This window comes from Polaromonas sp. P1_E1_2 (assembly GCF_056406035.1).
The window spans coordinates 1-10,110 of sequence record NZ_JBFUAZ010000087.1 but is presented as its reverse complement, the minus strand read 5'-3'; the positions used below and the strand labels follow the sequence as shown (position 1 = coordinate 10,110).

The 10,110-nt window shown below is 64.2% G+C and carries 10 protein-coding genes; 4 read left to right on the top strand and 6 right to left on the bottom strand.

The features are described 5' to 3' along the window. The 6 genes from AC1D1P_RS06765 to AC1D1P_RS06740 all read right to left on the bottom strand — a co-directional run. A partial coding sequence (locus AC1D1P_RS06765; RefSeq protein ID WP_477672482.1) for a carbamate kinase occupies positions 1-765 on the bottom strand: 765 nt, incomplete at its 3' end. Next, positions 762-1,760: an ornithine carbamoyltransferase gene (argF, locus tag AC1D1P_RS06760; protein WP_477672481.1), complete on the bottom strand. Its 999-nt coding sequence runs from the start codon at positions 1,758-1,760 to the stop codon at positions 762-764. The genes argF and AC1D1P_RS06765, both read right to left, overlap by 4 nt. Before the next feature lie 41 nt (positions 1,761-1,801). Then, on the bottom strand, positions 1,802-3,010 hold the full coding sequence (locus AC1D1P_RS06755) for an arginine deiminase (RefSeq protein WP_477668810.1): 1,209 nt from the start codon (positions 3,008-3,010) through the stop codon (positions 1,802-1,804). Continuing rightward, on the bottom strand, positions 3,010-4,491 hold the full coding sequence (gene arcD / locus AC1D1P_RS06750; RefSeq protein WP_477672480.1) for an arginine-ornithine antiporter: 1,482 nt from the start codon (positions 4,489-4,491) through the stop codon (positions 3,010-3,012). Before arcD ends, AC1D1P_RS06755 begins: the two co-directional genes overlap by 1 nt. 27 nt (positions 4,492-4,518) lie before the next feature. Continuing rightward, positions 4,519-4,941 carry a universal stress protein gene (locus tag AC1D1P_RS06745; RefSeq protein WP_477668808.1) on the bottom strand — a complete coding sequence of 141 codons (423 nt, stop codon included), beginning with the start codon at positions 4,939-4,941 and terminating at the stop codon, positions 4,519-4,521. A 42-nt stretch (positions 4,942-4,983) separates the two neighbouring features. After that, a complete protein-coding gene (locus AC1D1P_RS06740) occupies positions 4,984-5,427 on the bottom strand; it encodes a universal stress protein (RefSeq protein WP_477672483.1) in 444 nt (147 codons plus the stop codon). A 103-nt stretch (positions 5,428-5,530) separates the two neighbouring features. Here AC1D1P_RS06740 and AC1D1P_RS06735 point away from each other — a divergent pair, with 103 nt between their 5' ends. The 4 genes from AC1D1P_RS06735 to ccoO all read left to right on the top strand — a co-directional run. After that, positions 5,531-7,825 (top strand): heavy metal translocating P-type ATPase, encoded by a 2,295-nt coding sequence (locus tag AC1D1P_RS06735; RefSeq protein WP_477668806.1) that lies wholly within the window; start codon positions 5,531-5,533, stop codon positions 7,823-7,825. Further along, complete coding sequence (ccoS, locus tag AC1D1P_RS06730) at positions 7,826-7,963, top strand: cbb3-type cytochrome oxidase assembly protein CcoS (protein WP_431095040.1); 138 nt, start codon at positions 7,826-7,828, stop codon at positions 7,961-7,963. Positions 7,964-8,028: 65 nt separating this feature from the next. Next, positions 8,029-9,462 (top strand): cytochrome-c oxidase, cbb3-type subunit I, encoded by a 1,434-nt coding sequence (gene ccoN, locus AC1D1P_RS06725; protein ID WP_477668805.1) that lies wholly within the window; start codon positions 8,029-8,031, stop codon positions 9,460-9,462. 21 nt (positions 9,463-9,483) lie between these two features. Beyond that, positions 9,484-10,110: cytochrome-c oxidase, cbb3-type subunit II (gene ccoO / locus AC1D1P_RS06720; RefSeq protein ID WP_457281526.1), on the top strand; the 627-nt coding region annotated here is incomplete at its 3' end.

The following is a 10,110-nucleotide window of genomic DNA, read 5'->3' as shown; positions in this document are numbered from 1 at the left end:
ATGGTCTAGCAGTTCCTGCGGCCTCACCTTGCCAACGGCGCGCTGCGACGGCGTTCCCCAGTCAAGATAGACCGCATCCACGTCAGTGGCAATCACCAGGCAGTCGGCCCCCAGTTCGTGCGCGAGCAGGGCGCCTGTCAGGTCCTTGTCGATCACGGCGTCGATGCCTTGAAGAGAACGCCCGCCGGCAGCGCGCACCACCGGGATGCCGCCACCACCCGCGGCGATCACCACCGCCTCATGCTGCAGCAGCCAGCGGATCGGGTCCATGCCCAGCACACATGTTGGGAGAGGCGAAGCCACGACGCGCCTGAAGCCTGCCCCGTCCGGCGCAACATGCCAGTGCATGGCTTGCGCAAGCCGTCCTGCTTCTTCTTCCGTATAGACAGGCCCTATAGGTTTGGTGGGTTTCCCGAAAGCCGGGTCGGCTGGATCGACTTCCACGCGCGTGAGCAGGGTGACCACGGGGCGCCCGGGTGGAAGATGGTTGGCGAGTTCCTGCTCCAGCAGGTAGCCGATCATGCCTTCGGTTTGCGCGCCCAGGATATCGAGTGGATAGGGCGCCACTGCCGCGTAGGCCGAGTTCTGCAGGGCCAGCAGGCCTATTTGCGGCCCGTTGCCATGCGTCACCACCAATTCATGCTGCAGTGCGACGCGGGCCAATTGGGCCGCCACGCCCTGGATGTTTTCCAGCAGGTGCTGCGCGCTGAGTGACTGGCCCCGGCGCAGCAAGGCATTGCCGCCCAGCGCCACGACCAGCTTCATGCGAGGGTGGCCACGAGTACGGCCTTGATGGTGTGCATGCGGTTTTCCGCCTGCGTAAACACAACGGACGCATCGGACTCAAAGACCTCATCGGTCACCTCGATTTCGCTGAGGCCGTAGCGCTCGTGGATCTGACGTCCCACTTCAGTATCCAGGTTGTGAAAGGCCGGCAGGCAATGCATGAAGCGGGTCCTCGGCTTGCCGGTGGCCTTCATCAGGGCGCTGTTGACCTGGAAGGGCAGTAGTTGCTCGATGCGCAGTTTCCAGGTGTCGTCGGGCTCACCCATGGACACCCAGACGTCGGTGTAGAGAAAGTCCGCGCCCTTGACCGCTTCGGTTGGATCGTTGCTGAGGGTGATGCGCGCGCCTGTTGTCCTGGCCAGTTCTCGCATTTCGCTCACCAGTTCGGGCGGTGGCATCAGTGCCGCGGGAGCGGCGATGCGCACGTCCATGCCCATCTGCGTGCCGCCCACCAGCAGCGAACAGCCCATGTTGAAGCGGGCGTCGCCCAGGTAGCAAAAGGACAGTTCGTGCAGCGGCTTTTCGCCGAACTCCTGCATCGTCAGCAGGTCTGCCAGCACCTGGGTCGGGTGCGACTCATCCGTGAGCCCGTTCCAGACCGGGACGTGCGAGAAGCGCGCGATTTCTTCCACCACCGTCTGGTGAAAGCCGCGGTACTCGATGCCGTCATATAGCCTGCCCAACACCCGGGCAGTGTCCTTGAGAGACTCCTTGTGCCCCAGCTGCGAACTGACCGGGTCGATGTAGGTCACATGGCCACCCTGGTCGTGCACTGCGACTTCGAAGGCGCAGCGCGTGCGGGTGGAGGCTTTCTCGAAAATCAGCGCGATGTTTTTGCCCTTGAGGCGGGCGAGCTCGTTTCCTGCATATTTGGAGYGCTTGAGCTCGGCGGCCAGGTCCAGCAGGAAACGGATGTCCCGCGGGGAGAAATCCTTGAGGTCCAGCAGGCTGCGGTTGTGAAGATTGAAGCTCATGAATGGCCGTCTTTCGTGGATGCCTCAATGGCGGGAAAGGATCAGGCGGCGTCGCGCTCAATCGGGCAGGACATGCAGTGGCTGCCGCCGCGGCCACGCCCCAGCTCACCGCTGGGGATGGTGATGACTTCGACGCCGGCCTTGCGCAGCAAGGTGTTGGTGTGGGTGTTGCGGTTGTAGGCCATGACCACACCGGGCGACAGCGCCAGCACGTTATTGCCGTCGTCCCACTGTTCGCGTTCCGCCTCGTAGGCGTTGCCGCCGGTGGCGACGACCCGCAACTTCGGCAGGCCCAGGGCTTGTGCGAGGACGTCGAGAAATGGTTCGGCTTCCGCCCTGACGTCGAGTGAGCCTGGTTCATCGCCGGGTCTGAGGCTGAACACACGTACGGCCTGCACAATATCCGGGAACACAGTCACCAGATCCCGGTCGCAAAAGGTCAGCACCGTGTCCAGGTGCATCGCGCCGCGTGATTTGGGCAACTGGGCAGCCAGCACGCGGGTTGCGGCGCCGCGGGCAAACAGGTTGCGCGCGAGCTGGGTCACGGCCTGCGGCGAGGTCCGCTCGCCCATGCCGATCAGCACCAGGCCCTGGCCCAAGGTCATCACATCGCCTCCCTCCAGCGTGGCCTGCGGATGCGGCTGCTCCGGGTCGCCCCACCATTCAGTCACCTTGCCGGCGTACGCAGGGTGGAAGCGGAAGATCGCCGCCATGAGCAGGCTTTCCTGACGGCGAGCGGGCCAGTACATGGATCCCAGCGCCACACCGTCGCCAATCCAGCAACTGCTGTCGCGAGTGAAAAGGGTGTTGGGAAGGGCGGGGAGCAGCAGGTCCGATGGGCTGGCGCAGGCGGCCGTGAGGCCGGGCAGCTTGAAAGGCAGGTCCGCCGGCGTCAGCCCGCCGATCAGGAACTCGGCCAGGCGAGCCGGTGGTAGTTCCTGCAGCCAGGGCCGCAGCACCCCCGCAGCTTCAAAGTCAGTGCCGGCAAGTTCGCGGTCCAGCAGCCGATCGCGCGCCAAGGGGTTGCCGAGCGTGACCGCCAACAGGTCATGCAGTTCCAGCACTTGCACGCCTTGCTCTGTCATGGCGCTGGTGAACGCAAAGTGATCGTTTTTGGCCTGGGCGACCCACATCACGTCGTCAAACAGCATGTCCCGGCAGTTCGCGGGTGTCAACCGCATGTGCGCCAGGCCCGGCCTGCAGACCAGCACCTTGCGCAGCCGGCCCGTTTCTGAATGAACGCCGGCCATCACAGACTCAACTGACCGGTGGCGAGCATCCAGCCGGCCACCACTGCGAGCGCGAGCACGGCTGCGAGCATGGCTTTCTCGCCAGCGGTAAAGGGCTGTTTGTTGCTCTGCCGTTTGGCGATGAAGTACAGGGCCGCGCCGGGGGCATAGAGCAGGGCGCTCAGTAACAGGTATTTGGCGCCGGCGGCATACAGCAGCCACAGGCAGTACACCGACGCGAGCGCGGCCACCGGCAGGTCCAGGGACCCGCCGGCGTTGGCTTCCCTCGTTGGGCCCTCACCGCGCAGCAGCACCTTCAGGCCGTAAAGCGCGCTGAAGAGGTAGGGCAGCAAAATCATCGCGGTCGACAGCGAGATCAGGGCCAGGTAGGAAGCCTTGGAAACCAGCGTGACAATAAGGAAGATCTGAACCATGGCACTGCTCAGCCACAAGGCATTGGCCGGAACGCCCTTGCCGCTTTGGCGGCCTAGCCATTCGGGCATCACGCCGCTGTTGGCCGGTGTGAAGAGCGACTCCGCGGCGAGCAATGTCCAGGCCAGGAAGCCACCGCCGACGGAAACGATGAGGCCGACATAAATCAGCACAGCGCCCCAGGTGCCCACGGCTTTCTCAAGCACGCTGGCCATGGAGGGATTCTTCAATCCGGCAAGTTCGGGCTGCGTGAAGATGCCCAGGGACAGCAACGAGACGGCCATCAACAGTGCCAGGCAGATCAGAAAACCAATCACCGTGGCCTTGCCGACGTCCTTGCGCTGCCGCGCGCGCGCCGAATAGACGCTGGCGCCTTCAATCCCGATGAACACCCACACCGTCACCAGCATGGTGCTCTTGACCTGGTCGAGCACCGAGCCGAGTTTGGCGCCGCCCCAGAAGTCCAGGCTGAAGGTGGGTGCCTGGAAAGCGGCGGCAGCCAGCACGATGAACAGCAGCAAGGGAATGACCTTGGCGACTGTGACAATTGCGTTGACCCAGGCGGCGGTGTTGATGCCGCGCAGCACCAGCGCATGCACGACCCACAGGACTATCGATGCTCCGGCCACGGYTGCGGGCGTGTTGCCCTCGCCAAAAGCCGGAAAGAAATATCCGAGCGCGCCGAAGGCGGCCACCAGGTAACCGACATTGCCGATCCACGCGCTGATCCAGTAACCCCAGGCCGAGTTAAAGCCGATGTAGTCACCCGACAGCGCGCGCGCATAGGCGTAGACACCGTTGTCCAGCTCTGGCTTTCGCAGGGCCAGCATCTGGTAGACACGCGCCAGCACCAGCATGCCCGCGCCCGTGACCAGCCAGCCTATCAGGATGGCGCCAGCGCCAGCGCCAGCCGCCATGTTTTGCGGCAGACCGAAAATGCCGCTGCCGATGWTGGAGCCCGTCACCAGCGCGACCAGCAGCCCCAGGCCCAAACCGCCTTGCGCCTGCCGTGTGGTGGGAATGGCCCGCGGCGGCGACACGGGGGAGCGGGTATTTGACAGTGTGTTCATGGCATGCCTTCCGTAAAAGATGAGTGGTTACTTGACCAGCAGCACCGGCACGTCGACGTCTGCCACCACGCGTTGGGCGACGCTGCCGAGCAGGGCGCGGCCCAGCAACCCGTGGCCGTGCGTGCCCATGACCAGCATGTGCACCTTTTCACGCTTCACCGCCTGCGCGATTTGTGTGGCCGGCGTACCGGTGACCCAGGAGGCCCGGAAAGTAATGCCGTGGCGTTTGAGAAAGCGTTCTATGGGCTCCAGCACTTTCTGGGCTTCATCGCGGTGGTAGGCATGTACCGTGGCGGCGCCCACCATGGACTTGACGCGAGGAGGAACAGCGATCTGTACATTGAGCACAATCAACTCTGCCTCGGGCCCCATCAGGGTTTCGTGAGTGACCAGAAAGGCGAGGGCCTTTTTTGTGAACTTGCTGCCGTCAACGGCCAGAAGGACTTTCATGGTGTTCTCCAAGTGCTTTTTCAGCGGGGATTCGGCGCCGATTCAACGCAGGACGAGCACGGGAATGGTGCTGTGCGTGAGTACCTGCTGGGTCTCGCTTCCGAGCAGGATGCGCGAGAGACCTTTACGGCCGTGTGATGCCATGACGATGAGGTCGCACTTGTTCTTTCTGGCCGCGGCCAGGATGGCGGTGGCGACGAGGTCGGATTTGGCGATCACGGCCTTGGCCTTGACACCTGCGGCCTCCGCAGACTTCTGCACCGCGTCGGCGACGGCCTGACCCTTGTCGGCCCATTCCTTTTCGATGCGGCCGACTTCCTGTGGCGAGATGGTGGCGCCGCCTTCGAAGTAGCTCATGGGATAACGCGGCACGACGTTGAGCGMCACAAGGCCGGCGCCCAGGGACGCGGCAAGTTCGATGGCGTCCCTGACCGCTTTTTTGGAAAGCGTGGAGCCGTCGGTGGCAACAAGAATGCGCTTGTAYATGGTGGTTCTCCTGTGTTGATGTGCCGCAGTCTAGGAGCGCCGCTGCGACCCTGGATTGATCCATATCAAGGGCGCGGCACTCTGCGCTGGCTAAGCTGTCGTCATGCAAGCCGCACCCTTCCTGACCGCCGGCCCGGCGCAGCCCGCCATGCCTGACGCCGCCGCGTGGAGCGCGCTGGACGAGCCGGCCGAATGGGAAGGCTTCAGCCGGCCGGTGCCGGGGCGTGAAGGTTGGTGGGAGTCCTGCCTGGTGATCGAGGGCATGCACTGCGCGGCCTGCGCGCTCACGATCGAGGAGGTGCTCCGCAGGCTGCCCGGCGTGGATACGGTCGAAGTCAACGGTGTTAATGCCACGGCGCGGCTTCAATGGCGGCCGCAAGCCACACGCCCGTCTCTCTGGATGGCGGCATTGCGCCAAGCTGGCTACGGCGCCTTGCCGGCGGGCGACCTGCTGCTGGCCGGCCGCAGGGTACAGGCCCAGCGCGTGATGCTGTGGCGCTGGCTGGTGGCGGGCTTTTGCATGATGCAGGTCATGATGTATGCCGCGCCGGCCTACCTTGCGCCGGCCGGTGAGATCACGCCCGACATCCAGGCGCTTCTGGGATGGGCCTCCTGGGTGCTGACCTTGCCGGTGTTGCTGTTTTCCTGCTGGCCTTTTTTCTCGGCGGCGCTGCGCGACCTGCGGAACCTGCGCATAGGCATGGACGTACCGGTGGCGCTGGGCGTGCTGATTGCCTTCGGGGCCAGCACGGCCGCGACCTTTGACCCGGCCAGCGCCTGGGGCGAGCATGCCTCCTATGACTCGGTGCCCATGTTTGTGTTTTTCCTGCTCTCGGGCCGGCTGCTGGAGCAGCGCCTGCGGGACCGCACCGCCGGTGCGCTGGACGCGCTCATGCGGCGGCTGCCGGACAGCGTGGACCGACAGGAAGCCGACGGCAGTTTCCGCGCGGTGGCCGTCCGCCGCCTCGTGCCGGGCGACCTGGTTCGCGTGCTGCCGGGGCAGGCCTTTCCCGCGGATGGGGCGGTGGAGGGTGGCGAGAGCCGCGTTGACCAGTCGCTGCTGACGGGCGAATCCAAACCCTTGCTGCGGCGGGTGGGCAACGGCGTCATCGCCGGCAGCCATAATCTCACGGGGGTGTTGCTGGTGCGCGTTGAGCGGGTTGGGCCGCAAACCCGTTACGCCGAAATCGTCGCCCTGATGGAGCAGGCCTCGGTCGAAAAACCCGGCCTGGTGCAGTTGGTGGACCGCATCGCCAGCCCTTTTCTGGTGGCTGTGCTGATGGCGAGCGCCGTCGCAGCCGTGTGGTGGTGGCCTTTTGGTCAGGCGCATGCGATGGCGGTCGCGGTTGCGGTGCTCATCGTGACCTGCCCTTGTGCCCTGTCGCTGGCCACGCCGGCGGCCATGCTGGCCGGTGCGGGCGCGTTGGCACGGCGTGGCGTGCTGGTGCGCAAGCTGCAGGCGCTGGAAAGCTGCGCGGCCATCGACACCGTGATCTTCGACAAAACCGGCACACTGACGGAAGACCGCATGCAGGTCGTCATGGTCCATGTGCCTGCCGGTGGGAATCGCGACGAGGCCTGTGACTGGGCGGGTGCGCTGGCCAGGCATTCGTTGCATCCGGTCTCACGCGCCATCGCTGCCCGTTTTCCCGCGACGGATTGGGTGGCCAGTGAAGTGGAGGAGATCACAGGTCGCGGCCTGCGCGGCAAGGTCGCCCGGTTGGATGGCAGCGAGCCACACTACCTCTACCTGGGGTCGGCCTTTTTTTGCCGCGTGCCTGTACCGGGGCGTGATGTGCCGGTGCTGCAGGCCCATCTGTCCGACGGTGACCATTACCTCGCGGGTTTCGAGCTTGACGAAGCGATGCGGCCCGACGCGGCCCAGGCCGTGGGCGACTTGCTCAAACTCGGTGTCCGCGTGCAGCTGCTTTCGGGCGATACTGGCCAGGCAGTGGCTCACCTTGCGCGCCGGGCCGGCATCGAATGGTGCTTTGGCGAATGCACGCCGGAGGTCAAACTGGAACATGTGCGCCGCCTTCAGCGCGAGGGCCATCGCGTCATGATGGTGGGCGACGGCATGAACGACGGGCCGGTGCTGGCCGTGGCTGATGTGTCCGTCGCCATGGGCCAGGCCGTGCCGGTGGCCCAGGCCAGGTCGGATTTCATCATGACCGGCAACCGGCTGCTCACGGTGCCAGCCCTTGTCGCGCAGGCGCGGCGCACCCGGGCGGTAGTGCGGCAGAACCTGTTGTGGGCAGCGGTTTACAACGCGGTCTGCGTACCGTTGGCGATCTTGGGCTATATGCCGATCTGGCTGGCCGGCTTCGGCATGGCGGCGAGCTCCTTGCTGGTGGTCGTCAATTCCGCGAGGCTGGCGCGCGGCGTGTCGGAACACTGAATGGACATCCTGTTTTTACTGATTCCGCTGTCTGTAGTACTGGCGTTGCTCATCATCGGAGCGCTGGGCTGGGCGGTATGGCGAGGTCAATTCGAGGCGCTTGAGCAGGAAGCCGAGCGCATTCTTCACACTGATTGACTTGCATCAAATGGCGCGACCCACGCCGCATCGACACTTTGAAGCATCAAGACAAAAGGTGCTTCATGAACGAAGAAACGACACGAGGGATCGCCTATCACGACACGGTGGTTCGCCAGTTTTCACTGGCGGCGGTGCTCTGGGGCGTGGTGGGCATGGGGGTGGGCCTGTTCATCGCCGCCCAACTGGCATGGCCTGAACTGAATTTCGGCGTTCCCTGGCTCAGCTATGGCCGGCTCAGGCCGCTGCACACCAATGCCGTCATCTTCGCCTTCGGCGGCTGCGCATTGATCGGCAGCAGCTACTACGTGGTCCAGCGCACCAGCAGCGTGCCGCTGTTTGCACCGCGGCTGGCCGCCTTTACTTTCTGGGGCTGGCAGCTGGTCATCCTGGGCGCCGCGATCAGCCTGCCGCTGGGCTACACCACCGGCAAGGAATACGCCGAACTCGAATGGCCCATCGACATCCTCATCACCCTGGTCTGGGTGTCCTATGCCATCGTCTTTTTCGGCACGCTGGGAATCCGCAAGGTCCGGCACATCTACGTGGCCAACTGGTTTTACGGCGCCTTCATTCTGGCGGTAGCGGTACTGCATGTGGTCAATAGCGCGGAGATTCCGGCCGGCTGGATGAAATCCTATTCCGCTTATGCAGGCGTGCAGGACGCGATGGTGCAGTGGTGGTACGGCCACAACGCAGTGGGTTTCTTCCTCACCGCGGGCTTCCTGGGCATGATGTATTACTTCATCCCCAAGCAGGCGGAGCGGCCGGTCTACAGCTACCGCCTGTCCATCGTCCACTTCTGGGCGCTGATCTTCACCTATATGTGGGCGGGCCCGCATCACCTGCACTACACGGCCTTGCCTGACTGGACGCAATCGGTGGGCATGGTGTTCTCGCTGATCCTGCTGGCGCCCAGCTGGGGCGGGATGATCAACGGCGTGATGACGCTGTCCGGCGCCTGGCACAAGCTGCGCGACGACCCCATCCTGCGCTTCCTGATCGTGTCGCTGTCCTTCTACGGCATGAGTACCTTCGAGGGCCCGCTGATGTCCATCAAGACCGTCAATGCGCTCTCGCACTACACGGACTGGACCGTGGGCCACGTGCATTCGGGCGCGCTCGGCTGGGTGGGGCTGATTTCCATGGGCACGCTGTATTACCTGATCCCCCGCCTGTTCGGGCAAAAGCAGATGTATTCGATGCGCGCCATCGAGGTGCATTTCTGGACCGCCACCGTGGGCATCGTGCTGTACATCGCCGCCATGTGGATCGCCGGCGTGATGCAGGGCCTGATGTGGCGCGCCGTCAACGCCGACGGAACCCTGACCTACACCTTTGTCGAAGCGGTCAAGGCCACCTATCCCTTCTATGTGGTGCGCTTCTTCGGCGGGCTGCTGTACCTGGGCGGCATGCTGCTGATGGCCTGGAACGTCTGCATGACGGTGGCCAAGGGTCGCCCCGTCCGGGTGCTGGTGCCCGCACTGGCCCACGCATAACAAGAGAAGAAAGTACATCCCATGAAAGACGAAACTCCCTCTGCGGCCGGCTTCTCGCACGAGAAGATCGAAACCAACAACTTCCTGATGATCATCCTGATCCTGCTGGTGATCGCCGTCGGCGGCCTGGTGGAAATCGTGCCGCTGTTCTTCCAGAAGTCGACCACCGCGCCGCTCGAAGGCGTCAAGCCCTATGGAGCGTTGCAACTAGCCGGCCGCGACATCTACCTGAGGGAAGGTTGCTATAACTGCCACTCGCAGATGATTCGCCCGTTTCGCGCAGAGACGCTGCGCTATGGTCACTATTCGGTGGCCGGGGAATTTGTCTACGACCATCCCTTCCAGTGGGGCAGCAAGCGCACCGGGCCCGACCTGCACCGCGTGGGCGGCAAGTACACCGACGAATGGCACCGTATCCACCTGAACAATCCGCGCGACCTGGTCCCTGAATCCAACATGCCGGCCTATAGCTGGCTGGAGAAGAAACCCGTCGACCCCGCCGACATGGCGCCCCGCATGACAGCACTGCGCAGGGTGGGGGTGCCTTATACCGACGCCGAAATCGCCGAGGCCGCCGGTGTGGTGAAGGGCAAGACGGAAATGGATGCCCTGGTGGCCTATCTGCAAGTTATGGGCAAGGCCCTGAAG